The following is a 23,417-nucleotide window of genomic DNA, read 5'->3' as shown; positions in this document are numbered from 1 at the left end:
ACCAGCAAGTTACAGGCCAACTTGTCAGATAGTGCGAGATCCAGAGATATGGCGGATCTCACCACGTCCCCCACGCAAACTGGCGTCAGAATCATGACTCATCTGCTGCCGGTTCACGCTGTTTTGGCACACTTCGCCGTCCGCGTACCACGACGCCAGAGAAAAGTCAGGAACCGCAGCTCGATCACAAAATAAACAACCACTCAGGAATACAATTTTGGCGCACATCACAACCAGCCAGCCGTATCATGGATGATCTGTTCGAAAAACCAATAACAGGCAGACCAATCTGTCGTGCTCACTCCGCTGCCAGTTCGGAGTTGCAGGCTCCCCACACCTCATCCCCTCGTCTAGCTCTCACTCACCGCAACCCTTCGGGTACACCTATGAAAAAACACACCTTGAGTCTTCTCTCCGCCACCCTGCTCACCCTGCTTGGCACCAGTGCCGACGCCTGTACCGGCCTTATTGTCGGCAAGGGAGCCAGCTTGGACGGCAGCCTAATGATTGCCAGAAACGAGGATTTTGGCGTCAACAACTGGAACAAATACCTCGCCTTCCGGCCTGCGCAGCAGAACGAGGGCAAACTCTGGAAACTGGGCAATGGACTGGAAGTGCCGATGCCCAAAGCATTTTTCGCCTACTCCGCCATTCGTGACTGGGATGCCACAGCCAGCGACCCGGACGGCAAGTATTACGAGGAGCGCGGCATCAACGAGTTCAACGTTGCCATTTCGGCCACCACCAGTGCCGAGGTCAACGACAAGGCCCAAAAAGCCGATCCGCTGATCGAGAAGGGAGTGATTGAAGCTATCATCCCGACCCTGATCCTGCCGCAGGCCAGGACGGCCAAAGAGGGGGTCGAGCTGCTTGGCCGCTATGTGGAGCAATATGGCGCCGGTGAAGGCAACAGCCTCTATCTGGCGGATGTGAACGAGGCCTGGCTGATGGAGATCGGCTCCGGCCACCACTGGATCGCGGTGCGGGTGCCGGACGACAGCTACGCCATGGTGGCCAACGGCCTGCGGATCCACGGCGTCAATCTCGACAGCGCCGATGTGCTGCACTCGCCCAAGCTGCTGGAGTTTGTACGCGAGCACAAACTGCTGGATAACGCCGACCCGAAAGAGTTCAACTTCGCCAAGGCGTTCGGGGTCATCGCTGACCCGTATAACGTGGATCGGGAGTGGCTCGGCCAGAAAATGCTGACCGCCAGCCACCCGCAGCCGACCCGGCAGGCGCAATATCCGCTCTTTATGAAGCCGGATGCCCCCATCGCCGTGCCGGACGTAGCCAAACTGCTGAGCGCCACCTATGACGGCACGCCGCTGGCGGGCAAGGCGGAGCGGCCGATCCGCATCGATCGCCAGCTCGAATCCCACGTCATCCAGCTGCGCAAGGAGATGCCAAAAGAGCTGCAGGGATTGATCTGGCAGAGCTACGGCGTGCTGGCTGAATCGGTCATGGTGCCGCTCTACAACACGCTGGAAAACTACCCCCTGCCCTATCGCACCGGCAGCGACAGCTACTCCGATGATTCCGCCTACTGGCAGTTCCGCAGCCTGACCGCGCTGGCCAGCGCTGATCCGGACAAGTACCTGCCGCTGCTGCGCGGCGTCTGGAGCAAGGAGAGCAGCAAGCTTTACAAGGAGGTGGCCCTGCTCGACAAGAGCCTGAAGCAGGCCTATGCCAGCGACAAGGCTACCGCCATCGGGCTGGCCGCCGACTACTCCTATGGCCAGTTGGAGCAGACCTATCAGATGGCCAAAACGCTGCGCTACAAGCTGATGACGGATCTGACCAAGCGCAGCGAGAAGAAGTATTCGCCGGAGGAGTTCAAGAAGATCATGAGCCTGTAATCGGCTCGCCAACGCAAAGAGGCTCCCACGGGAGCCTCTTTGTTTCAACCAATGCAGCGATCAGCGACGGCTGATATGGAGCGGGCCGAAGGTCTGCGCCACCGGCATGATCTCGATGCTGTTGATGTTGACGTGGGCCGGTTGCTGGCTCACCCAGAGCACGGTATTGGCGATATCTTCCGGCTGGATCGCCTCCACCCCCTGATAGACGGAGGCCGCCTTGGCATCGTCACCGTGGAAGCGCACGTTGGAGAACTCGGTGCCGCCGCACAGGCCCGGCTCCACGTTGGTGACGCGGATGGCGGTGCCCGCCAGATCGGCGCGCAGGTTGAGGCTGAACTGCTTCACGAACGCCTTGGTGGCGCCGTAGACGTTGCCGCCCGGATAGGGGTAGGTGCCGGCGATGGAGCCGATATTGATGACGTGACCGCGATTGCGCGCCACCATGCCCGGCAGCAGCAGGCGGGTGAGCAGGGTCAGACCGCTGATGTTGGTGGCGATCATCTGCTCCCAATCTTCCAGATCCGCCTTGTGGGCCGGCTCCAGCCCCAGCGCCAGACCGGCGTTGTTGACCAGCAGATCCACCTCGCTCCAGGCGGCTGGCAGAGCGGCGATGGCGGCGCGGGTAGCCGCCTTGTCCTGCACATCGAACGCCAGCGGCAGGAACTGCTCGCCCAGCTCGTCAGCCAGCGCAGCCAGCCGCTCGGCACGGCGACCGGTGCCGATCACCTTGTAGCCCGCCTGCACCAGCTGGCGGCTGATGGCTTCACCAAAACCGGACGAGGCGCCCGTTACCATTGCAATCATCTGAACCTCCATATCTACACCGATATTGTTATTTATGTTGTTGAATCCAATCTGATTTATTCATCGCTCAATTCACGTCCGGTCGCCTTGCGCCAGACAAATACCACCAGATGGAGCAGCAACAGGCCCGAGCCACCCAGCGCAAACAGCAGGCCGGTGAGGGCGTTGACCGAGGTGTCGGCGCCGCACCACCACCAGACCAACCAGCCAATCAGGCCGATGACGAAGGTCTGGCCAGCGCAGACCGGACAGCGCCCCAGCTTTGCCCTGATGGCGGTGGCAAGACAGTTGTCGCAGCTCATCCTGCTCCTCGATTCTGCTCGTTCAATATGGCCAGTTGGCCTGTAAAGACGGCTTGCGCGCCTGAGTGCGAGCCACTCTGCGCCGCTCACGCTCCTCGTCGCTCACCAGCGGCAGCAGCAGTCGGTGGGCGTGCTGGTCGCGGCCATAGTAGTCCGCCAGCCGCTGCTGGGGACGAAATCCCAATCCCTGATAGAGCGCCAGCGCCTCTTCGTTGGCGTCCCCCACTTCGAGGCGAATCGCCCCCCAGCCAGCGGCCTTGCCCTCGCAGATCACCTGCTCCAGCAGGCGCCGCGCCCAGCCCAGACGGCGCACCGTCCAGCGGATGGCAAGCGCCTGAATGACCAGCCGATCCCAGCCTCTGTGCTCAAGCAGGCAGAGATAGCCCATCAGCTGATGTTTCTCGTCCAGCAGCAACAGGGTGCGCCCCTTGGCGTGGGCCAGCAGATAGTGCCAGCGGCTGCGGCCAAAGGCGACTTCAGGGGGAAAACAGTAGCGTTCCAGATTAACGATGGCGCCCAGATCATCGGTTCGGGCCGCACGTACGGTCAACACGGGGAGTCCTTGTTCGGTTATTTATCCTCAGCACCAAAAATGCGACTTGTATCACAAGTTACCAAGGCGTCATATTAGGCACTGTAACCTCTTGTTTCCCCTCGCGCCATTGTCGTGCTTGTCGGTGCATCGAAGCCCACTGGGGATCCTGCCTGTTCAGGCAGTCTGATCTGTGGAGCCGAAAATATGAGTACCTATGTCATCGTCGAAGAGCTGGGCGACTGGCCTTGCCATGCCGATTATCTGCTGACCGCCCGCACCTATCTGCAACATGGCGTGCCGACCACCGGCGGCCGACCCCGCATCATCAACCTCTGCCGCAATCTGGAACACCTTAGCGCAGGCTACTACTGCTCACTGCTGGCCCAGGCCCGCGGCCACCACTGCCTGCCGGGTTTGCAGGCCATCAGCAGACTGCAACCCCAGCAGCCACCGGCCAAGCTGTGGCGCAAGGCACAAGGGTGGCTGGCCCAGCAGAGCGAGGACAGGATCCGGGTGCGCGCCATCTTCGGCCAGTGTGAACAGAGCGAGCTGGCGGGGCTGGCCCGCTACTACTATGGCCTGAGCCAACTGCCGCTGCAGGAGCTGACCCTCAAGCGCGGCCGCCACGGCTGGTCGGTGCGCCAGCAGCAGAGCCTGTCGCCGCTGGAGCTGAGCCCAAGCGAGAAAGAGCTGATGCTGCACCACGCTCAGGCGCTGGTGGGGACCGGTGATGAGGAGCAGGCGGCGCCGCTCTACCAGCTCGCCATTCTGGTCGACCCCGATGATGGCCGTGCCAGCAGTGACGGGCTGGCGCTGGAGCGCTTTATCCGGGCTGCCGCCGCCCAAGGCATCCGGGCCGAGATCCTGCCACCGTCGGCCATCGAGCGGCTGCCGGAGTTCGACACCCTCTGGCTGCGTGCCGAAACCGCAGTCGGCCACTACACCTTCGAATTTGCCCATCGCGCCGAACAGCTCAAGATGCCGGTGATCGACAGCTCCCGCGCCATCCTAGCCTGCAGCAACAAGCTCTACCTCTACGAGCTGATGGTGCGCAGCGGCGTACCCATGCCGCCCACCATGGTGGTGACCCGCCGCGGCCGCCACCATGTGGATGAGCTGGTGCAGCGGCTCGGCCTGCCGCTGATGGTGAAGGTGCCCGACGGGGCGCAGGGGCGCGATCTCGCCATGGCCAGCGACGAGCAGCAGCTGGCCCGCCTGCTGGACGAGGGGCTGGGCCGCTCCGCCCTGCTGCTGGTGCAGAGCCGGATCCCCGCCGAGTTTGACTGGCGCATCGGCTTTCTCGACGGCTCGCCGCTGTTCGCCTGTCGCCGCTACCGGCCCGAACCGGGCAACCGCATTCGCCGCCGCAAGCACCCCCTCGACATGAGCCGCATCAAGGCGCTGCCGCTTAACGAGGTGCCGGAGCGGGTACTGCAGACCGCTCGCCGTGCCGTGCATCAGCTCGGCAATGGCCTCTACGGGCTCGATTTGCGCCAGCAAGGGCGTGACTGCGTGCTGCTGGAGATCGTCGACAACCCCTGGATCCGCGGCGATATCGAAGACAAGGAGGCGCAGGATCTCTACGAGCGACTGGCCCGCGCCTTCCGCCAGCGGCTGGAAAACCGGGGCCAGACTACCGCATAACCCGCCATGACTTTGTCGCCCGCAATGACAGAGAGGGCCCCGCGATGGGGCCCTCTCTCATATCAAAGCGTGCTGTGGCTGACTTATTGCAGACGCAGGAAACGCCCGCTCAAGGGCGGTATCTCCACCGTCACGCTGCTGCCGCCGATGGCCAGACTCTCGCCGCTTTGCAGATCCACCAGCGCACTACCGCTGCGCAGTTTGCCCGTCGGCAGGTTGTAGCTAAGCGCTGTGGTGGAGAGGTTAAGCAGGTAGACTATCTGCTCCCCCGCCGTCTGCTTGATGTCACCATAGAGACTGCCCTCGGCCACCAGTTTGACTCGCTCTCCCTGATAGAGAGCGGGGTGGGCGGCACGCATCGCCAGCAGCTGGGCCAGCCAATCTTTCAACTCGGCCTGTTCGCTACTTGGCACAAAGCCGGTGACAGCGGGCACTTTGCCGTCGCTGCGGGCCACATGATCGTCGCACAAGCCCTGCGCCGCACAGTCACCACCAACCTTGGCGGCAAAGCCCGGCACCTCGTCGCCAAACTCCTCGCCATAGTAGAAGGTGATGGGGCCGGAGCGAGCCGCCATAAAGCTGAAGGCCGCCTTGTGGCGCTGCCAGTACTCGGTCGACTTGAAGTTGCCGCGCTCCAGCAGATCGCCAAAACGCACCAGATCATGGTTGCCCAGCATCAGGTTCGGCATGGCATGATTCGGGTAGTTCTCCACCTTGTTCCAGCTGGCATCGAGCACGCTGGCCCCCTGCCCGCCCTTGCCGGACTCCTCCACCGCCAGCGCCTGCACGATGCCGTAGCGCAACGGGAAGTCAAAGGCCGAGGAGAGCGCCGGATTGTCGCTGCTGCCGTAAGCCTGGGCGCGAATATCGTCAGCCCCCTTCCACACCTCACCCACCATGTAGCCAAGGGTGCCCCACTGCTGACCGGCGGCCTTGCGCGCTGCGCTGGCCTGCTCCACCTCGCTGCGAATGGCGCGCCAATCATCCAGCCCAAGCTGATAGGCCTGATCGAGGCGCCAGCCGTCGATGCCGTACTGCTCGACCCAGTAGCGGGCCACCTCCTTGAAGTAGGCGAGGCTCTCCGGCTTGCTGTAATCCACCAGCTGGCCGGGATAACCCGCACCGCCGCTGGTTAGGGCTGGCAGACGCCCCTCTGGCGAGGGCTTGCTCACCCCCACCTTGTTGACGTGGCCAAACACCCCGTCGAGGAAGACATAGAGGCCGCGCTGGTGCGCCCCGTCCACCAGCTGCTTGAGCTTGGCATTGCTGCCGAAGTTGGGGTCCACGGTGAAAAAGTCGCAGGCGAAGTAGCCGGTGGCATCGAGCTTGTCATCACCCCCTTGCCCCGCGCAGGAGTCGAACACCGGGGTGAGCCAGATGGCGTTGACGTTGAGGCTCTTGATGTGGTCGAGACTGTCGATGATCCCCTGCAGATCGCCGTTGTGCTGGGAGGGGCCATAGCCGACGCCGTAGTTGGCGCTGCCGTCACCATCGGCAAACGACTCCACCATCACCTGATAGATGCGCAGGTTGCAGGCGGGTTGATCGTCGCCATAGCAGGCACGACTGGCCGTCGCGACCGGAGGGTGGGTGACCGGCGGATTGACGACGGGGGGAGAGCTCTCCCCGCCTGAACTACCGCTGCCGCCGCAAGCCGCAAGTAACAGGGCGGCCCCGAGCAGGCCGCCATAGCGTAACGTTCCCTGTTTCATTGTTATCTTCCCGCTGTGAGAGCAGGCGTCTGATACGCCTGTTTTCCACCATGATAGCGAGGCTCACACAGCGGTGTCTGTGACTGAAAACGTTATCTGACTCAACTGGTTAGAGCACACCCGCCGAGGCAAACCGGTAGTTGAGCGAGAGCCAGTAGGAACGGCCCGGCTCGGGGATGCGGCCGCTCTGCTCGTAGCCCAGCCCGGCCTGACTGCTGTGCACCGACTTGGAGAGGTGCTCGTAGTAGAAGGTGTCGAACAGGTTGTCCACCCCGGCCGAGAGCTGCCACCCTTTGGCAAACTGCCAGGCGCCGCTCAGGTTCATGGTGAAGAAGCCTGGGGTCTCCCCCTGATCCTGACCCGCAACGGTACCGGACCAGAGATCTACCCGATCCTGCGCCGCCACCGCGCGCCCCAGCAGAGTGAAGTTCAGCGCCTCATTTGGCTGCCAGCCCAGCGCCAGCTTGCCATCAAGCGGCGGCATCTGGGCCAGCGGTTTGATGTCGCTCTGGTTTTCGCCATAGACCACCGCCAAACCACCATCGAGACGCCACTGCTCGGCAAACTGCCAGCGCCCCTCCAGCTCGCCACCCCGGGTCTGGGCATCGATATTGCGCACCTTGTTCGACTTGCTGTTGTAGAGCAGGTAGTCCTTGATGTCGGCGCTAAAGAGGGAGAGGGTCAGGTCCAGCTCGCGACTGCGCAGGGCCAACCCAGCATCCCACTGGCGACTGCGCTCCGGGTTGAGGGTGAACGGGGTACTGTCCTTGCTGCGCTCCCAGTAGTCCGGCGCCCGCTCCGCCTGCCCCCAGGCCAGATAGCTGGACCAGCGGGGCGACCACTGGTACTCGTAGCGGCCAAATCCGCTGTTCAGACTCAGGGTATCGCTGTAGAGGGTCTGTTCACCGGAGCCATAGCGGGTGGTCTCTACCCTATCCTGGCGGTAACCGCCCTTGTAGCTGTGAGCCCCCTGCTGACGACCCAGTTCGGCGAAGCCGCCCTGCTGCTCGAAACGCAGGGTGCGCTGGCGATCCTTAGTGGCATAGTCGACCCCACTCCGACTGCGATGCTGATCCCGGTTGCTATCTAGCCCGGCGGTCAGCAGCCAGTCGGCAGGCAGGGCGATATCGTTGGCCCAGCGCCCGCCGGTATTGCGGCGATCCGGGTTGGAGAGCATCTTCATGCCGCTGTTTTGCCGCAGGCTGAAGTTGTCCATGATGTGGTCGATGTAGTTGTCCCACAGGGTCAGCTCGCTGCGTTGCCAGTGAGTGGTGATCTGCTCCTGCTTGAGCTTCAGCCCGAAGGATTCGCGATCAAACATGGGGCCATCCATGGTGCGGTCCGCATAGGCGGCGCGGGCGTTGCTGCGCTCGGCGGTCAGTTCCAGCCAGGTGTGCTCCCCCGGCGTCCAGCCCAGCTGGGCGGTGCCGTTCTCGCGACGATAGAAAGATCGCACCTTGTCACCGTGGCCATCGCGGTAATCGTCGCTGTCGGAGTGGGTGAACTGACCGCGCAGATAGCCATCGGTCGAACCCGCCGTCATATCCACCATCTGGTCATCGCGGCCGAAGCTGCCATAGAGGGCCGAGGCATCGGCCTTGAGACCCGGTGTGGTGAACTCGGGTCTGTCCCGCTCGAACAGCACGGTTCCCGCCAGAGTGGCCCCCTGCTCGAGGGATTGCGGCCCCTTCAGCACCCGGATCCGGTCAAAGGATTGGGGGAACACGTAGGCGGTGGGCGGGTCCATCCGGCCACCACACCCACCGGCCAGCATGCCGCCATCCATCTGCACGTTGAGACGGGACATCCCCATCCCCCGCAGCACAGGGTCGCCACCGAGCCCCCCTTTGCGCACCATGCTCATACCGGTGACATTCTTCAGATAACCGGCGCCGTCGGCAGCAGGCATGGGGGAACCGGGCTTCTTGGGATCCAGTGTCACCTCCAGGGTGCTGGCGGGGCGGGTTGCCACCACCACCATGGGATCCAGCTGCTGAACCGATTCCTGACCGGCAGCGCCGTGACAGGCGAGCCCGCCCACCAGCAGGGCAAGAGGTGTGCGCATATGACAAGCCATACATTTTCCTTATGTATTTGTTTGTTCTGTTATTTTCATTCAACCAATCAAACCTTTCAGCAAGGGAAAGGTTTGCCGTCAGGCCGCAAAAAAGGCCTGCGGCGCGAAAGCGGCAAGCCTCTGTCAGGTGAAGCGAAGGCAAGTTGGCAAAATGTTGCGCAGGTTTTACCCAAGTTGGCTCAGAAAGGCAAACAGGCAAACATTCCAGCAACAGGAATCTGGCGTTGGCTCACAAAAAATGGGGATTAGCTGAAGGCTTCCCGCTCATCGATGGGAGAGATGAGGTGATAGACCTCATGGGCTGACAAGGTACATCCGACGGGCCACTCCAGCTGGTGGTGACGGTTGATGAAGACCCGGGCGCAGTGACGCTCGCTCTCCAGCTTTGCAAACAGCGGCTGGGTTCGCCAGGGGGTCAGATCCAGCACACCTGTAGTGCCATCCGATAACACCAGAAACAGGCGCCATCCCCGCACATACTCGACATCGATAAAGACCGGCATCCCTTCGGCTCCGATTGAGATAATTCGCGGCAATTATAAACACCCATCCCCCATCCATACGCGCTGTGGCTCACATTTTATCCAGCAGGTTATGCTGTGCTCATTAAGCGCGCGACATCACATTTTTAGATGACAAATGTGTTAATTCCGGCTTTTAACAAAATTGAATGCAACCTTAACCAGTTCGATCTGTCATAACCTCACAACAAGTAAAAAACGTCTGTGGACAGGCGCTTACAGTCTCATTCAGGAACAAAAATGACAGATCTAAAACAGCGACTCGGCCCGTTTTGGCCCTTCGCCATCTTCTGCGCGCTCGCGCTTTTCTCTCTCTCTTTCAGCCGAATCGCCCTCGGCCTCTGGCAACTGGAACGGGTGGATGCCGTGGCCGGTTGGCAGGAGATGCTGCTGCAAGGGATCCGGGTCGACTTTGCGACCCTCTGCTGGGTCTGGGGTGTCCCCGCCATGCTCACTCTGCTGCTGGCAGGCCCCCATGCCATCGGCCGGGGCTGGCTGCAACTGATGCGAGTGTGGCTGACCGTCGGACTCTGGCTGATGCTGTTCCTCGAGATCTCCACCCCTTCGTTTGTCACCGAGTATGGCGTGCGCCCCAACCGCCTCTATGTGGAGTACCTCATCTATCCGAAAGAGGTGTTCGCCATGCTGTGGGCAGGCCGCAAAGCCGAGCTGCTGCTGGCGTTACTCTTCAGTGGCGCCATGCTGACCGGCGGTTGGTGGCTGAGCGGCAGTCTGGTACGTGGCCTCAGCTTCCCCCGCTGGTATCTGCGTCCGGCCTTCGCCCTGCTCATTCTGGCCATAGGTTTTCTCGGTGCCCGCTCCAGTCTCGGCCACCGCGCCCTGAACCCGGCCATGGTCGCCTTTGCCGAGGATCCGCTGGTCAACTCGCTCACCGTCAACTCCGCCTACTCCCTCTTCTTTGCCATGAAGCAGATGGGCGCCGAGGAGGATGCCGGCCAGTTTTACGGCGAGATGACCCCTCAGAAGGTGCTCGAGGTCATGCGCAAGGAGAGTGGCCGTCCGGCCAGTGATTTCAACTCCGATCTGCTGCCCAGCCAGACCTTCAACGAGGCGAGCTTCCAGGGTAAACCGAAGAATCTGGTGATCCTGCTGCAGGAGAGCCTGGGCGCCCAGTTTGTCGGCTCCCTCGGCGGCCTGCCGCTCACCCCCAACATCGATGCCCTGTCGCAGCAGGGTTGGGCCTTCGAGCAGCTCTACGCCACCGGCACCCGCTCGGTGCGCGGTATCGAGGCGGTACTGACTGGCTTCACGCCGACCCCGGCACAGGCGGTGGTCAAACTCGGCAAGAGCCAGACCAACTTCTTCACCATCGCGGATCTGCTTAAGCAGCGGGGTTACGACACCAGCTTTATTTATGGCGGCGAAAGCCACTTCGACAACATGCGCAGCTTCTTCCTCGGCAACGGCTTCACCACGATCGTCGAACAGAAGGATTTCGACAATCCGGTGTTCAAGGGCTCCTGGGGCGCCTCCGACGAGGATCTGATGGCCAAGGCCGACGAGACCTTCAAAGCGCTGCACAAGGAGGGTAAACCCTTCTTCAGTCTGGTGTTCAGCTCCAGCAACCACGATCCGTTCGAATTCCCGGACAACCGCATCGAACTCTTCGAGCAACCCAAACAGACCCGCAACAACGCGGCCAAGTATGCGGATTACGCCATCGGCGAATTCTTCAAGAGGGCGAAACAGTCCGAATACTGGCAGGACACCCTGTTCCTGGTCATCGCCGACCACGACAGCCGGGTCGGTGGCGCCAGTCTGGTGCCCATCCCCCGCTTCCATATTCCGGGGGTTATCGTGGGCGACGGCATTGCGCCGAGAAAGGATCCGCGCATCGTCAGCCAGATCGACATGGCGCCGACTCTGCTCTCCCTGATGGGGATCAGTGCCGACTACCCCATGCTCGGCAAGGATCTGACCCGCATGCCTGCCGACTGGCCGGGGCGTGCCATCATGCAGTACGACAAGAACTTCGCCCTGATGCGCGGCAAGGATGTGGTGATCCTGCAACCGGAGCGGGCGGCAGAGGGTTATGTCTACGACAATGCCAGCGAGAAGCTGACCCTGGCGGCGCAGCCGGACGCCTTGAAGGAGGATGCGCTTGGTCTGGCCCTGTGGGGCAGCATGGCCTATCAGAAGAGTCTCTATCAGACGGCCAAGGATGAACGCACCGCCGCCAATTGAGCCAACCGTGCTGATTCAGCCGATAGCAGAATGGAAAAAACCGCCAGCTGGCGGTTTTTTCATCTCCCCATATTGTCGGCCCACTGGCCGCTATGGCTGGGGAAAGCAGGGCAGGGAGCGGCTGAACTTGTGCTCGAACACCAGCGAAGTTTCGAGGTGCACCACCTCCTCGCGGGAGGTGAAGTGATCGAACACGAAGTTGCGCAGGTGCTCGGTGTCGGAGACACAGAGGTGCACCAGAAAATCATCCTTGCCGCCCATGTGGAACAGACTGATCACTTCGGGCAGCGCCAGAATGGCATCGCGGAAAGCATCGATGATCTGGCGGCTGTGGCGGGCCAACTGCAGGGAGACCATGGCCTGAATGTGGCCACCGAGAGCCTGATAATCCACTTCGCAGTGTGCCCCCTTGAGCACGCCATCCTGCTGCAGCTTGCGCACCCGCTCCAGACAGGTGGAGGGGGCAACGCCCACCAGCGCGGCCAGATCCTTGTTGGTCATGCCCGCATCCCGAAACAGATGGGCCAGGATATCCAAATCCAGTTGATCCAGGTTTCTCATCTTAACTCCTTGAACCGCTCAATTTTTTAGACTCTGCCCGTAAACCGGGGCAAACACAACGGCCATTGACATCCCCCCTGCCCCGCCTATCCTTGGCGCCATTCACCGGTCACAGCCCTGCGGCCACCACGCGAGGATCCGCCATGCACCCGTATCACCCCTTCTGGAGCCTTGAGGTTCCCCGTGTCGACGGTCAGCTGCTGCTGACCCCCTGCCCCGGCACCCAGCAGGTGCCGCTGACCCTGGCGCTCGATCAACTACGGTTGGCCGGTGCCCACGGGGTGGTGACCCTGATGACAAGCGCCGAGTTGATCCGACTCGAACTGGCGCAGCTCGGCCAACAGGTCGAGCACGAAGGGATGCGCTGGTTCCATCTGCCCATCGAGGATGATCTGGCCCCCGACACCGACTTCGAGGCTGCCTGGCAACAGGCGCTGCCGCAGCTGCGCGAGCTGCTGGGGGATGGCAAACATCTGGTCATCCACTGCAAAGGGGGCAGCGGTCGTACCGGTCTGGTCGCTGCCGCGCTGCTGATGACCCTTGGCCAGCCACAGCAAGAGGCGATGGCCGCCATCAAGGCCCACAGACCCAAGGCGTTTACCCTGGCCTGCCACCGCCAATGGCTCGACCAGCTGGCCAAGCGGCTGGCGCAGGGCGACTGACTATTTGCCTCCCTGGTCGTAGGTAAAGACCTTGCCGATATCTTCCACCCGATAGCTGGTGAGCTGATAGACGTAGTAGTTGAGCCAGTTGGCAAACAGCAGATGACCATGGCTGCGCCAGCTGGCGCGCGGGGTCTTGCCCGGATCGTTATTCGGGTAGTAGTTGACCGGAATGGTCGGGTCGAGCCCTGCCGCCAGATCCCGCTGATATTCCCCGTCCAGCGTCAGGGCATCGTACTCCGGGTGGCCGGTGACAAACACCTGACGACAATCCTTGGTGGCCGCCAGATAGACTCCCGCCTCTTCTGACTCGGCAAAAATCTGCAGATCGGTGTGGGCACGGATCAGATCGCCATCAAACGCCGCGTAACGGGAGTGGGGAGCGACAAACTCGTCATCGAAACCGCGCAGCAGCGGCTCGTGCTCATCGAGGCGATGATGATGATACACACCGGAGAGCTTCTCGCCACGGGTCTGCTTCTCCATGCCGTAGAGTGCCTTGAGCGCCGCCTGCACCGCCCAGCAGAGGAACAGGGTGGAGGTAACATGCTGATGGGACCACTCGATGATCTCGACGATACGCGGCCAATAGACCACCTCCTCGAACTCCACCAGCCCGAGCGGCGCGCCGGTAATGATCATGCCGTCGTAGTTGTTGCCACGCACCTGCTCGAAGTCGTGATAGAAGTTCTCCAGATGCGCCTGCGGCGTGTTCTTTGACTCCCTGTCATCAATGCGCAGCAGATCCACATCCACCTGCAGCGGCGAGTTGGAGAGCATCCGCATCAGCTGGATCTCGGTCTCAATCTTCTTGGGCATCAAATTGAGGATCAGTACCCGCAGCGGGCGGATGTTCTGGGTGACGGCCCGGGATTCCGTCATCACGAAGATGTTCTCCTGCCCCAACACTTCGGCTGCGGGCAACTGATCCGGGATCTTGATCGGCATGCTTACTCCCTGTACTGCATCGGTAAATATGTCTGGACATCCAGAAGCCTATAATAAAGCTCCCACCCTGTCATCAGATACCTTTTGTATTCACTCTCGCCTTTGACTAGCATACGGCTCAGTATCTCCCCTGCATCCAAGATAATGACCGGTATCAAGATTTCCGTAGATCGACTGCAAGTCGGCAACTATGTCTCCCTGCCACTGGGGTGGCGCGAACACCCGTTCCTGTTTTCCAGCTTCAAGATCAAGAATGAAGAGGAGATCGAGCTGATCCGCCGACTCGGTCTGAAACTGGTCACCATCATTCCCGACAAGAGCGACGTTCCGCCCAAGCCCCTCAATCAGGTACAGCCTCAACCACAAGAGAGCGCAGACGCCGCCCAGCGGCAGGCCCGGATGCAGCAGGAGAAGGACCGCCGCATCGAGCAGTTGCAGCAGTATCGTCGCAACCTGCAGCAGTGCGAGAAACAGTTTCAGCAGTCGCTGGCCCAGGTGCGCAGCGTGATGAGCAAGCTCCAGTCCCGCCCCCTCAATGCCATCGGCGAGGCGCAGGAGCTGGTCAACGCCATGACCGAGCAACTGCTCTCGGTGGACGAGATGGTGCTCCATCTGGTCTCCGACAGCGAGGATGGCAACAACCTCTACTTCCACTCCCTCAACGTCAGCGTACTCAGCATGCTGCTGGCCAAGGAGTGCAACATGTCGGCCGACCAGATCCGCCATATCGGTATGGGGGCGCTGTTCCACGACATCGGCAAACTGAAGATCCCGAGCCAGATCCTGCGCAAGACCGAGCCGCTCACTAGGCCGGAGCAGAACCTGATGGCCCAGCACCCGCGCTACGGGCTGGATCTGCTCAATCTGGCCAAGGATTTCCCGTCGGAAGCGAAGGGGATAGTGCTGCACCACCACGAATATCTCGATGGCAGCGGGCCGGAAGGGCTCAAGGGTGGCCAGCTCGATCAGCTCACCCAGATGGTGTCTCTGATCAACGAGTACGATAACCTCTGCCATATGCAGGCCAAGGTGCCCTACTCGGCCCTGAGCGGCCTCTACAAGCAGCGCAAGGCCCAGTTCAATCCGGAGTACCTCAGCATGCTGATCCGGTTGATGGGGATCTATCCCCCCGGCAGCGTGGTGCAACTCTCCAATGGTCAGGTGGGGCTGGTAATGTCGGTCAACGCTTCCCGCCTGCTCTACCCCTCGGTGCTGGTGTACGATCCGCGCATTCCCCGTCAGGAAGCCGCCATCATCGACCTGCAGCAAGCCGAACTGTCGATCGCCAAGGTGATCCACCCCAAACGGCTGCCGCCCGCCGTGTTCGAGTACCTCAATCCGCGTACCCGGATCAGCTACTACTTCGAGCACAACAAAGCCTGATTGTGTTGGCCCGAGGCCAACCGCTGCCACCCGTTTAATCCAAGGAGCCTGCCATGCGTATCGAGATCATCAGTACCGGAGACGAAATTGTGACGGGTCTGGTGGTGGATACCAACGCGGCCTGGCTCAGCGCTCTGCTGCTGGAGCAGGGCTGGCAGGTGCACCGTCGCCTGACGGTGGGTGACAACCTCGCCGACCTGAAAACGGTGCTGCAAGAGAGTGCCAGCCGCGCTGAGGTGGTGCTGGTGTGTGGCGGGCTCGGGCCCACTGCCGACGACCTCACCGCTCAGGCGGCAGCCGAGGCCTTTGACCAACCGCTCACCCTCTTCCCCGACTGGCTCGCTACCATCGAAGCGCGCTACGCCAGCCGTGGCCGCCCCATGGCACAAAGCAATGCCAAACAGGCATGGCTGCCACAGGGATGCGAAATCCTCGACAACCCGGTTGGCACCGCCTGCGGCTTTGTGGTGCGAAGTGGCCAGAGCCAGCTCTTCTTCACCCCGGGCGTGCCGTTCGAATTCAAACAGATGGTGCGCGAGCAAATTCTGCCGCGCCTCAAACAGCTGGCCGGGGCGCAGATCGATACCGAGCTGCGTCGCTTTTACACCTTCGGCATCTCGGAGTCGGCGCTCAGCGATATGCTGGATGCCGAACCCTGGCCAGCCGGCATCGAGCTGGGTTACCGCTCCTCCATGCCCCTTATCGAGCTGAAACTGATCGGCCACGGCGCCAGTGCCGCTGATATGGAGAGTGCCGAGCGCCGACTGCTGGATACGATCCGCCCCTGGCTGGTTGGCAGCGGAGATACGGAACCGGCGCAGCAGATCCTTGCGCTGCTGCAAGACAAACCGCTGACTCTGCTGGAGGGGGAGAGTGGAGGTGCGCTGCTGGCGCTTTGTCACGGCCATCCCCAGCTGGAAGCACGCTTCAGCACGCAACTGGCCGATGAGCTGGCGCAACTGCCGACCGCCGATGCGGGCCTGCAACTGACCATAGGGCGCGAGGGCACTGAGGGTGTACCACTGCTGCTCTGTGCCGATGGCATGCACATCGGTCAGACGGTCAAGGTCCGCCACCCCGGCCCGGAGAGCCGCCGCAAGATCCTCGCCTTTGCCGCCCTCGACATGCTGCGCCGCCATATGCTGGGTGAGCCGGTGCTCGGCGATTACCTCACCCTGGCCAGAACAGCCCAGCGCAGCTGATAACCCCCCCCCCTGCCAGCGACCTTATGTCGCTGGCGCTGCGATCCGCCTTTTCACTCCGTTTCCAAACAGCGCCCATATTTATCTGGCCGCCATCACCGATTTGACTTCAATTCATTGACCATTCAGAGGAAATATCTGAATACTGCCCACTCTCAGGGTTGGCGACTCGCTTTATTAATCATTGAGAGATTAAATGACAGTAGAGGAGCGAGCCGATCGTTCCGTTCTCATCCAGCAAGGAGATGCGGTGTTAAGCAAAGAGTGGTTGCTGCTATCAAGCGATATGGAACTGGTCTGCCTGCGGATTGCCGCCGGTCTCACCAAACCTGTCACGGAACAGGATGTGCAGGCTCTGCTGCTCGCTTCCAACTGTCGCCGCTATCAGCCGCTGCCCGAGGGGATCAAACAGGCCATCAGCCTGCTCAATACCCTGCTCACCAACCCTGCCGCCCCCGTCCCTGCCAACCCCATCCCCATCGGCAAGCGTCAGGATGCCCGACTCGCCGTAATCGTGGAGAAGGATCGCATGAGCGCCATCGCCCAGATCACTGCCGACTGGGGTGGCAAGTATGTGACGCTGGAACAGCTGAAAGAGGCGATCGCCATCAGCGAAATCAAACAGGGGGTGAGTGAGCAACTGCTCACCGCTGCCATCCAGTCAGCCAAGGAAGCCGCCCCCGGCAGTCAGCTCAAGCTGGTGATTGCCAACGGCCAGCCAGCCGTCAATGGTCAGGACACTCGCTATGAGCGGCTGGTGGAGACCCCGGCCGAACGGATCCTCAAACCACAGGAGCTGGGTCATGGCAAGGTCGACCTGCGGGATCTCGGCTCCATCGTCACCGTCAAGGCCGGCGCTCCGCTGATGCGCCGTCATCCGGCCACCGTCGGGGTGCCCGGTTTTACCGTGACCGGTCAGGACCTGCCCGCCAAAGATGGCAAAGACAGTCCGATGAGCGCTGGCGAAGGCACCTTCATCTCCCCCGACGATCCCGACCTGCTGATTGCCGGTCGGGCTGGCCTGCCCTGTCAGGAGAAAGCAGGCATGAAGGTGGACGAGGTGCTCAGCGTCAAACAGGTGGATGCCCGCCACGGCCACATTGATTTTGAAGGGGGCTTAATCGTCAGCGGCGACGTCAACCCCGGTATGAAGATCCGGGTCAGCGGTGACATCGTGATTGGCGGCTTTATCGAAGGGGGCTGGATCGAGGCTGGGGGCAGCATCACGGTACGCCACGGCATCATTGGCCGCCGCAACGAGCAGGGAGAGTACCTTTGCCAGCTCAATGCGCAGGGGGAGATCCACGCCAGCTACGCCCAGTATGCCCAGCTGGAAGCGGGGGGGGATATCCAGATCCAGAGCCAGCTCAGCCACTGCTACTCCCGCAGCGGACAAGATATCAAGGTGGGCGATAGCAACATGCGCAAAGGCACACTGCTGGGGGGCACCAGCATTGCCAATCGCCTGATCATGGCCCCCAGCCTGGGGGCCGAGGCCGCCAACCATACCCGACTGCAGATCCTCGGTGGCTACTTCACCCACAAGGAGCAGGAACACCAGCTCAAGCTGCGCCAGCAGACGTGTCAGGCCCAGCTGGAGAAAATCAAGGAGCTGGTCATGAAGTTGCTGCAACTACCCGGCGACAAGCGCAATCCGGATACCCTGCGCAAGCTCAAAACGATCCGGGACCATCAGCTGGCCGAACTGGCCCAGCTCGATGAGCAGCTCACCGCCAACCAGGAGGAGCTGCGAAACTTGATGGCTCAGATGGAGGTCATTGCCACCCAACACCTCTACTCCGGCATCGAGGTCGAGATGGCCAGCTTCAAACGCAAGGTTACCATCACCCGAGGCCCTACCCGCCTGACCATCCATGATGAAACCCTGGAGATGACCCCTTACGAGGGACACAAATAGCTAAACCGGCACGGCCCCATCGCTGAACCGGCCGTGATCCCGCCGCCGATTTTCGCTACACTCGCCACTTCCTTGGCCCCACCGGGCGGGCCACCCAGACTCAGGTAGTGAGAGATGTACAAGCTGATCGCATTGGATATGGATGGCACCCTGCTCAACCCGCAGGGCCAGATTACTCCCCGCACCCACGCCGCCATCAGCGCCGCGCGCGCCAAAGGGGTAACCGTTGTGCTGGCCTCCGGCCGCCCGCTGGAAGGGATGAGCCGCTATCTGGAAGAGCTCGGCCTCACCACAGAACATGACTACGTCATCTGCTACAACGGCGCCCTGGTGCAGCAGGTGGCCGATCAGCGCATCATCCGCAGCCAGCTGCTGACCGGCAGTGACGCCAGCGCCGTCGCCAAACTGGCTGATGAGCTGGAAGTGAACGTCCACGGTTTCTCGGTCACCCGTGGCCTGATCAGCCCCCGTGTCAGTACCTACACCGAGCACGAATCTCGCCTGATCGGCATGCCGATCAATCTGATCGACTTCGCTACCCTGCCTGCCGACGAGCAGATCATGAAGGTGATGATGATCGACGAGCCGCCCCAGCTCTCCCGCGCCATCGAGCGATTGCCTGCAGAGCTCTATGAGCACTATACCGTGGTACAGAGCGCCCCCTTCTTCCTTGAATTCATGAACAAGCAGAGCAACAAGGGAACCGGCGTCGCCGCACTGGCCGAGCATCTTGGCCTGACCGCCGATCAGGTGATCTGCGTCGGGGATGCGGGCAACGATCGCCACATGATCGAGTACGCTGGCCTAGGTGTGGCGATGGGCAATGCTACCGACGAGATCAAGGGTCTCGCCCAGCACACCACCGCCCGCAACGATGAAGATGGTGTAGCTCAGGTGATCGAGCAGTTCGTACTGAACGCCTGATCGCAATCGAGCACCGCTGCGTCCGATAAGGAAATAAAAACGGGGAGGCTGTCAGCCTCCCCGTTTTTTCTCTGGTTAGTGATCTGCGTGATGAGCGGTAATTCGTGCGTATCACTGGTTCGCCAGACACTGGGTATGGGAGCCCGGTTGCAGGTAAGGCGTCAGCAGAGGAGCCATCCCCTTGAGCACCTGTACCGGCAGCGCCGAGGTGAAACGGAACTTGTCAGACTGGCTACCCGGTACATAGGCGGTCAGGGTACCGAAGTGATCCTCACCCAGATAGAAGACGAAGGTTGCGGTGCGGTTGCGCGCCAGCGAGCTGGTCACGTTGCCATAACGGCCCACTGTTTCAATCCGGTTATCCCCGGTCCCGGTCTTGCCCCCCATCTGCAGCACAGTGCCATCCGGCAGGGTAAAGGCACCGGCGATACGTCTTGCCGTGCCCCCTTCAACGACCTTGGAGAGCGCACTCCGCAGGGCTGCCGCCACCTCTGCCGGCATCACCCGGGTTCCCTCGGTGTGCTGCGGCTCAAACTCAGTCTCGAAGGGAGTCCCCTTGGCGAACGAGAGATGCTCGATACGCAAGGTTGGCGAGCGGATACCGCCATTCTGGATAATCCCCATCAGCTCGGCCAGTGCAGCCGGACGGTCGCCGGAGCTACCCAACGCGGTCGCCAGCGAAGGCACCAGATGGTCGAACGGGTAACCGAGCTTGGCCCAGCGCTGATGGATATCGAGGAAGGCTTCAACCTCCAGCATGGTGCGGATCCGGCTGTCACGGGCACTGCGATGACGGGTCTTGAACAGCCAGCTGTAAACCTCTTGTCGCTCGTCACGACTGGCCGCCACCGCGTCGGCAAAGGTCGCCTTGTCGAACTCCTTGAGATAGGCCAGCAACCACAGCTCCAGCGGGTGAACCCGGGCGATGTAGCCCTGATCCGGCAGTGAATACTTGCCCGGTCCATAGCTCACATAGAGCTGATTGACACGTTTCGCACTCAGCTTCTCCCGCGGCAGCCGCTCCGCCAGGAAGGCAGCAAAAGCCGCTTCGCTGGCTTCCGGCATCAGGTAGCGGTGAACCGCCGCCAGACGTACCGCACTCGGCTTGAGACCGTCGAGGAAGGTATCGAGCTGCTCCTCGGGGGTCTTGCCGCGATATTTGCGCCAGAAGCGCAGCAGATAGGTCTGGCCCTCTTTGTCGGCAAATTTGGCCAGATACTCCTGACGACGGGGATCCTTGTCATCCTTCAGCAACTGGGCACGGTTGCCCTCCTTGTAGAGGCTGTAGCGCACGATATCGCGCATCAGCCGCACAAAGGGCAAGTTAATCGACTCACGCAGAGAGTCACGCAACGTCGGAATACGATTGTTATCCTCGCGGCGGAAGTTGTTGAAGGTGTGCATGCCACCACCGGTAAAGAACCCTTCGTTGGGGCTGGCGGAGTATTTGCGATCCAGCGCCGCTTCCAGCATTACAGGCAGGCTCTTGTCCTGAGCCGTCATCAGATAGGTGATGGCCCAGCGGCTGAGGTTGTCCTGAGAAACTGCCGCCAATTTACGCAGATTCTCGACCGGCATCCCGGCATAGTTGTCGTGCAGCTCGGCCACGATCTCCAGATAGGTAGTCAGCACCCGCAACTTGGCGGTTGAGCCCAACTCCAGCTTGGAGCCTTCGTTGATATCGAACGGCTGATCGGTGTTGTCGGTCTGTACCCGCACCTTGAACCCTTCCGGCGATTTCTCGAACAGGGTGAAGCTGTAGCGCACATCGCCGGTCTTCTCCGGCGAGAGGAGGCGCTCACCAAACAGCCCTACCTGGGCGGCAAACGTCGGATCGGCCAGCTGTTGCAGATAACGGGAGATTTCGTTCTGCAGCGGCATGTTGAGGCTGGTATCGGCGGTCAGATCCATCCGGTCGAGGTCATAGAGCTGCACCCCGAGCTGACGGCTAAGGCGAGTACGGGCAACCTGCAACCCCTTGTTATTGTTCACCCGGGTGATCGCCGGGGACTGCAGGAAGTCCCGGAACGTAATCTTGGCCTTGAGCGCCGCCTCCATCAGAGGTGGCGTGATCATCCCCTCCTGCACAAACAGGCGCAGATAGCTGTCGGTCAGGGTAGCTAATGCCTCTCGCCCCTGAGCCAGATAGTAAGAGGGACGGCGGTGCGCAATCATCAAAGAGACAACCTGACGCAGGGCAAGCCCCTGCTCGGCCAGCGGTGCGTTCTGGTTGCGGGCGGGGTCCAGCAGACGGTTCACGTCATCGACATTGGCACCAAACCAGACCCAGAGACCATCCCCCAAACCATGCACCTCACCATATCCCGGCGCAGCCGAGAGCGGTACCGAGTTGAGGTAGGCCCAGGCGACCAGTTTGCGCGCTTCGAGGGTTTCCGGCCCGAGACGATAGGCCCGCACGCTGGCAGAGGCCATCTGACGGATCTTCTCGGTCGGCGACAGGGTCAGGCCATCCGGCGAGTGGCGATACTTCTCCACCTGGGTCGCCAGGGTACTGCCACCGGCAGATTGATCCTGCATATCGAGCGCCTTGCCCACCTGAGATAGTGCCGCCTTGGCAAAACGGGGCCAGTCGACTGCCGGATTGGCCAACGGCTCTTCATTGCTCAGCAAGTCGCGGTTCTCGATAAAGAGCAGCGACTGGATGACAAGAGGCGGAATGGAGTCAAAATCCGGATAGTGATGGGTCGGATACTTGAATTGATAGAAAGGTTCTGCGCGGCAATCGTGCAACGTCAGGCCAGCCTGCACCTTCTCGGTATAGGGCACGAAGAAGCCACGACTGGCGTAGTCATAGAGCGCGTCGGAGAAATGCACCTGCTTGCTGACTTCATAGCCCCGCTGAAGCAAACGCTCCTGCATCATCGGCAGTTGCACATAGCCGAGCCGCTTGTCGAACGGGCCATCCTCAGGGAAAGCGATCTGCTTGCTCTGGCCTGGCTCGACCTGATAGGTGAGCTTGGCGGCATAGCGGGAGATCTCCTGAGATTGCAGCTTCGAGGTTTTCATCTCATAGCCAACCAGAGCGATCACCGCCCCCAGGCACAATAAAAAGAGAAAACAGAACAGCCAACGCCACCAGGGACGACGCTTGCGCTTTGGGTTCCCGTCCGAGGTCTGGACAGATGAATCTTGAGATGCCACTTGTGTCAAATCCGTCTGTTCTGATGCGCCCATATCAGCCCCACCATGGTTGCGCAATTTATTGTGTTTCACTCAAGCTTAGTCTTTTCAAGTCAATGGCTTGAAACTATTGACCGCTTTGTAGTGATGGTAACAGGGCAATTCTAAAAAGGGGAGCCGATTGTTGCAGGAGTGGCAGAGATCAGAGCTGATAACAAAACACCGGCCAGTGGCCGGTGTCTTTTAAGCAAAAGCTGAACGCTTACTTGTGAGAGCTCATGCCCTTCAGTTTGGTGCTCAGCTCTTTACGCTCTTTGGAAAGCTCGGCGTTCTTGATGATGTGGTCATCCACGCGCTCTTCATAGTCGGCACGCATGTTGGCGATGATCGCCTGCACATCATCAATACTCATGCCCGGCTTGATGTAGTCGCTCAGGTTGTCGAGCAGCAGCACGCGCTTCTGGTTGTCACGGATCTTTTTCTCGTTATCCGCAATTTCACGCTTGAGTTTGTTCTGGCGACGGGACATACGCACATATTCCAGTACATCGCTGAAGGTGGACTTGTTTACTTGTTCCATATCGATACCACTGACTTAAGGTTGATAAAAACTGGCCAAGTTACACCTGGAACCCGGCAAACTCGGCGCGGGACAGGCAAACTCAAGATGCCCTTACTCTACCGAGTTATAAGCGAGATACAACCCTAATCGCTCGCCATGAACAGAGTTTGGCCAAAAGTAAACCAGTTAAAATAGCCAGTAATCCATCAGATAAGGGCTTGATATAGATAGAAAATGGAGGAAATGACAGGATTTTTAGTTCTCTTCCTGCAGATAAATGCTAATACTGGCTGTTTAACACGCTAAAAACACCAACGCGCGGTCGTGAGACTGGGCTTTGTGTTGGTTCTGGTGTGCAACCATCGGGGTTAGTGGGTAAAAACCGCCCATAGCAAAAAGGCCTTCCCATCAGGGAAGGCCTTCAAATTAGTGGCGGAGCGGACGGGACTCGAAC

Annotated in this window: 19 protein-coding genes; 9 read left to right on the top strand and 10 right to left on the bottom strand. The window is 60.7% G+C overall.

Going from position 1 to position 23,417, the window contains the following annotated elements; all coding sequences use genetic code 11:
- Positions 1 to 386: 386 nt before the first annotated feature.
- Positions 387 to 1,859 (top strand): C69 family dipeptidase, encoded by a 1,473-nt coding sequence (locus G5195_RS07040; protein WP_421223757.1) that lies wholly within the window; start codon positions 387 to 389, stop codon positions 1,857 to 1,859.
- A gap of 60 nt (positions 1,860 to 1,919) precedes the next feature.
- Here G5195_RS07040 and G5195_RS07035 read toward each other — a convergent pair whose 3' ends face one another.
- The 3 genes from G5195_RS07035 to G5195_RS07025 are packed head-to-tail and all read right to left on the bottom strand — an operon-like array spanning position 1,920 to position 3,521.
- Entirely contained in the window at positions 1,920 to 2,666 is a 747-nt protein-coding gene (locus tag G5195_RS07035) for an SDR family oxidoreductase (protein WP_421223755.1), read from the bottom strand.
- A 56-nt stretch (positions 2,667 to 2,722) separates the two neighbouring features.
- On the bottom strand, positions 2,723 to 2,968 hold the full coding sequence (locus tag G5195_RS07030; RefSeq protein ID WP_005363187.1) for a DUF3624 domain-containing protein: 246 nt from the start codon (positions 2,966 to 2,968) through the stop codon (positions 2,723 to 2,725).
- Positions 2,969 to 2,990: 22 nt separating this feature from the next.
- Positions 2,991 to 3,521, bottom strand: a complete 531-nt coding sequence (locus G5195_RS07025) for a GNAT family N-acetyltransferase (RefSeq protein WP_421235986.1) — start codon at positions 3,519 to 3,521, stop codon at positions 2,991 to 2,993.
- A gap of 186 nt (positions 3,522 to 3,707) precedes the next feature.
- On the opposite strand from G5195_RS07025, the gene G5195_RS07020 reads away from it, so the two are divergent.
- Positions 3,708 to 5,147 (top strand): RimK family protein, encoded by a 1,440-nt coding sequence (locus tag G5195_RS07020; RefSeq protein WP_421235985.1) that lies wholly within the window; start codon positions 3,708 to 3,710, stop codon positions 5,145 to 5,147.
- An 83-nt stretch (positions 5,148 to 5,230) separates the two neighbouring features.
- Here G5195_RS07020 and G5195_RS07015 read toward each other — a convergent pair whose 3' ends face one another.
- Positions 5,231 to 6,859, bottom strand: coding sequence for an alpha-amylase family glycosyl hydrolase (locus G5195_RS07015; protein WP_421235984.1), 1,629 nt, complete (start codon positions 6,857 to 6,859; stop codon positions 5,231 to 5,233).
- Positions 6,860 to 6,968: 109 nt separating this feature from the next.
- Positions 6,969 to 8,936 (bottom strand): TonB-dependent copper receptor, encoded by a 1,968-nt coding sequence (locus G5195_RS07010; RefSeq protein WP_421235983.1) that lies wholly within the window; start codon positions 8,934 to 8,936, stop codon positions 6,969 to 6,971.
- On the opposite strand from G5195_RS07010, the gene G5195_RS07005 reads away from it, so the two are divergent.
- Positions 8,925 to 9,185: a hypothetical protein gene (locus G5195_RS07005; protein WP_152564719.1), complete on the top strand. Its 261-nt coding sequence runs from the start codon at positions 8,925 to 8,927 to the stop codon at positions 9,183 to 9,185. The genes G5195_RS07010 and G5195_RS07005 overlap by 12 nt on opposite strands.
- On the opposite strand, the gene G5195_RS07000 is transcribed toward G5195_RS07005, so the two are convergent.
- On the bottom strand, positions 9,182 to 9,439 hold the full coding sequence (locus tag G5195_RS07000) for a DUF2442 domain-containing protein (protein WP_005335997.1): 258 nt from the start codon (positions 9,437 to 9,439) through the stop codon (positions 9,182 to 9,184). The genes G5195_RS07005 and G5195_RS07000 overlap by 4 nt on opposite strands.
- Positions 9,440 to 9,697: 258 nt before the next feature.
- On the opposite strand from G5195_RS07000, the gene G5195_RS06995 reads away from it, so the two are divergent.
- Positions 9,698 to 11,662, top strand: coding sequence for an LTA synthase family protein (locus tag G5195_RS06995; protein ID WP_421235982.1), 1,965 nt, complete (start codon positions 9,698 to 9,700; stop codon positions 11,660 to 11,662).
- A gap of 90 nt (positions 11,663 to 11,752) precedes the next feature.
- Here the strand turns inward: G5195_RS06995 and G5195_RS06990 are convergent, their stop codons facing one another.
- The gene (locus tag G5195_RS06990; protein ID WP_005336001.1) at positions 11,753 to 12,223 is read right to left on the bottom strand and encodes an Lrp/AsnC family transcriptional regulator; all 471 of its coding nucleotides are present in this window, start codon (positions 12,221 to 12,223) and stop codon (positions 11,753 to 11,755) included.
- 143 nt (positions 12,224 to 12,366) lie between these two features.
- Between G5195_RS06990 and G5195_RS06985 the strand changes: the two genes are divergently transcribed.
- Complete coding sequence (locus tag G5195_RS06985) at positions 12,367 to 12,885, top strand: cyclin-dependent kinase inhibitor 3 family protein (RefSeq protein ID WP_005354972.1); 519 nt, start codon at positions 12,367 to 12,369, stop codon at positions 12,883 to 12,885.
- Here G5195_RS06985 and metA read toward each other — a convergent pair whose 3' ends face one another.
- On the bottom strand, positions 12,886 to 13,833 hold the full coding sequence (metA, locus tag G5195_RS06980; RefSeq protein ID WP_421235981.1) for a homoserine O-succinyltransferase MetA: 948 nt from the start codon (positions 13,831 to 13,833) through the stop codon (positions 12,886 to 12,888).
- A 144-nt stretch (positions 13,834 to 13,977) separates the two neighbouring features.
- Between metA and G5195_RS06975 the strand changes: the two genes are divergently transcribed.
- The 4 genes from G5195_RS06975 to yidA all read left to right on the top strand — a co-directional run bounded on the left by G5195_RS06975 (position 13,978) and on the right by yidA (position 19,260).
- Positions 13,978 to 15,216, top strand: coding sequence for an HD-GYP domain-containing protein (locus G5195_RS06975; RefSeq protein ID WP_421206055.1), 1,239 nt, complete (start codon positions 13,978 to 13,980; stop codon positions 15,214 to 15,216).
- A gap of 53 nt (positions 15,217 to 15,269) precedes the next feature.
- A complete protein-coding gene (locus G5195_RS06970; protein WP_421235980.1) occupies positions 15,270 to 16,418 on the top strand; it encodes a competence/damage-inducible protein A in 1,149 nt (382 codons plus the stop codon).
- A 250-nt stretch (positions 16,419 to 16,668) separates the two neighbouring features.
- Positions 16,669 to 18,336, top strand: coding sequence for a FapA family protein (locus G5195_RS06965; protein ID WP_421235979.1), 1,668 nt, complete (start codon positions 16,669 to 16,671; stop codon positions 18,334 to 18,336).
- 114 nt (positions 18,337 to 18,450) lie between these two features.
- Positions 18,451 to 19,260 carry a sugar-phosphatase gene (gene yidA / locus G5195_RS06960; RefSeq protein WP_421235978.1) on the top strand — a complete coding sequence of 270 codons (810 nt, stop codon included), beginning with the start codon at positions 18,451 to 18,453 and terminating at the stop codon, positions 19,258 to 19,260.
- A gap of 111 nt (positions 19,261 to 19,371) precedes the next feature.
- Here the strand turns inward: yidA and G5195_RS06955 are convergent, their stop codons facing one another.
- Both G5195_RS06955 and tmaR read right to left on the bottom strand, forming a co-directional pair.
- Positions 19,372 to 22,455 carry a transglycosylase domain-containing protein gene (locus tag G5195_RS06955; RefSeq protein ID WP_421235977.1) on the bottom strand — a complete coding sequence of 1,028 codons (3,084 nt, stop codon included), beginning with the start codon at positions 22,453 to 22,455 and terminating at the stop codon, positions 19,372 to 19,374.
- Between the two features lie 208 nt (positions 22,456 to 22,663).
- Entirely contained in the window at positions 22,664 to 22,981 is a 318-nt protein-coding gene (gene tmaR / locus G5195_RS06950; protein WP_005336024.1) for a PTS system regulator TmaR, read from the bottom strand.
- Between the last annotated feature and the right edge of the window lie 436 nt (positions 22,982 to 23,417).

This window comes from Aeromonas sp. 601039 (genome assembly GCF_049174415.1).
In the GTDB taxonomy this organism is placed as follows: Bacteria; Pseudomonadota; Gammaproteobacteria; order Enterobacterales; family Aeromonadaceae; genus Aeromonas; species Aeromonas veronii_A.
The sequence above is the reverse complement of the archived record's forward strand: the minus strand, read 5'-3'. Positions and strand labels throughout refer to the sequence as shown.

Excerpts from the sequence above, each read along its gene's own strand:
- G5195_RS07015 (WP_421235984.1), bottom strand. The coding sequence starts at position 6,859 with ATGAAACAGGGAACGTTACGCTATGGCGGCCTGCTCGGGGCCGCCCTG.
- G5195_RS06995 (WP_421235982.1), top strand. The coding sequence starts at position 9,698 with ATGACAGATCTAAAACAGCGACTCGGCCCGTTTTGGCCCTTCGCCATC.
- G5195_RS07035 (WP_421223755.1), bottom strand. The coding sequence starts at position 2,666 with ATGATTGCAATGGTAACGGGCGCCTCGTCCGGTTTTGGTGAAGCCATC.
- G5195_RS07020 (WP_421235985.1), top strand. The coding sequence starts at position 3,708 with ATGAGTACCTATGTCATCGTCGAAGAGCTGGGCGACTGGCCTTGCCAT.
- G5195_RS07030 (WP_005363187.1), bottom strand. The coding sequence starts at position 2,968 with ATGAGCTGCGACAACTGTCTTGCCACCGCCATCAGGGCAAAGCTGGGG.
- yidA (WP_421235978.1), top strand. The coding sequence starts at position 18,451 with ATGTACAAGCTGATCGCATTGGATATGGATGGCACCCTGCTCAACCCG.
- G5195_RS07040 (WP_421223757.1), top strand. The coding sequence starts at position 387 with ATGAAAAAACACACCTTGAGTCTTCTCTCCGCCACCCTGCTCACCCTG.
- G5195_RS07005 (WP_152564719.1), top strand. The coding sequence starts at position 8,925 with ATGACAAGCCATACATTTTCCTTATGTATTTGTTTGTTCTGTTATTTT.
- G5195_RS06975 (WP_421206055.1), top strand. The coding sequence starts at position 13,978 with ATGACCGGTATCAAGATTTCCGTAGATCGACTGCAAGTCGGCAACTAT.
- G5195_RS06955 (WP_421235977.1), bottom strand. The coding sequence starts at position 22,455 with ATGGGCGCATCAGAACAGACGGATTTGACACAAGTGGCATCTCAAGAT.
- G5195_RS07010 (WP_421235983.1), bottom strand. The coding sequence starts at position 8,936 with ATGGCTTGTCATATGCGCACACCTCTTGCCCTGCTGGTGGGCGGGCTC.
- G5195_RS07000 (WP_005335997.1), bottom strand. The coding sequence starts at position 9,439 with ATGCCGGTCTTTATCGATGTCGAGTATGTGCGGGGATGGCGCCTGTTT.
- metA (WP_421235981.1), bottom strand. The coding sequence starts at position 13,833 with ATGCCGATCAAGATCCCGGATCAGTTGCCCGCAGCCGAAGTGTTGGGG.
- G5195_RS06970 (WP_421235980.1), top strand. The coding sequence starts at position 15,270 with ATGCGTATCGAGATCATCAGTACCGGAGACGAAATTGTGACGGGTCTG.
- G5195_RS06985 (WP_005354972.1), top strand. The coding sequence starts at position 12,367 with ATGCACCCGTATCACCCCTTCTGGAGCCTTGAGGTTCCCCGTGTCGAC.
- G5195_RS06990 (WP_005336001.1), bottom strand. The coding sequence starts at position 12,223 with ATGAGAAACCTGGATCAACTGGATTTGGATATCCTGGCCCATCTGTTT.
- tmaR (WP_005336024.1), bottom strand. The coding sequence starts at position 22,981 with ATGGAACAAGTAAACAAGTCCACCTTCAGCGATGTACTGGAATATGTG.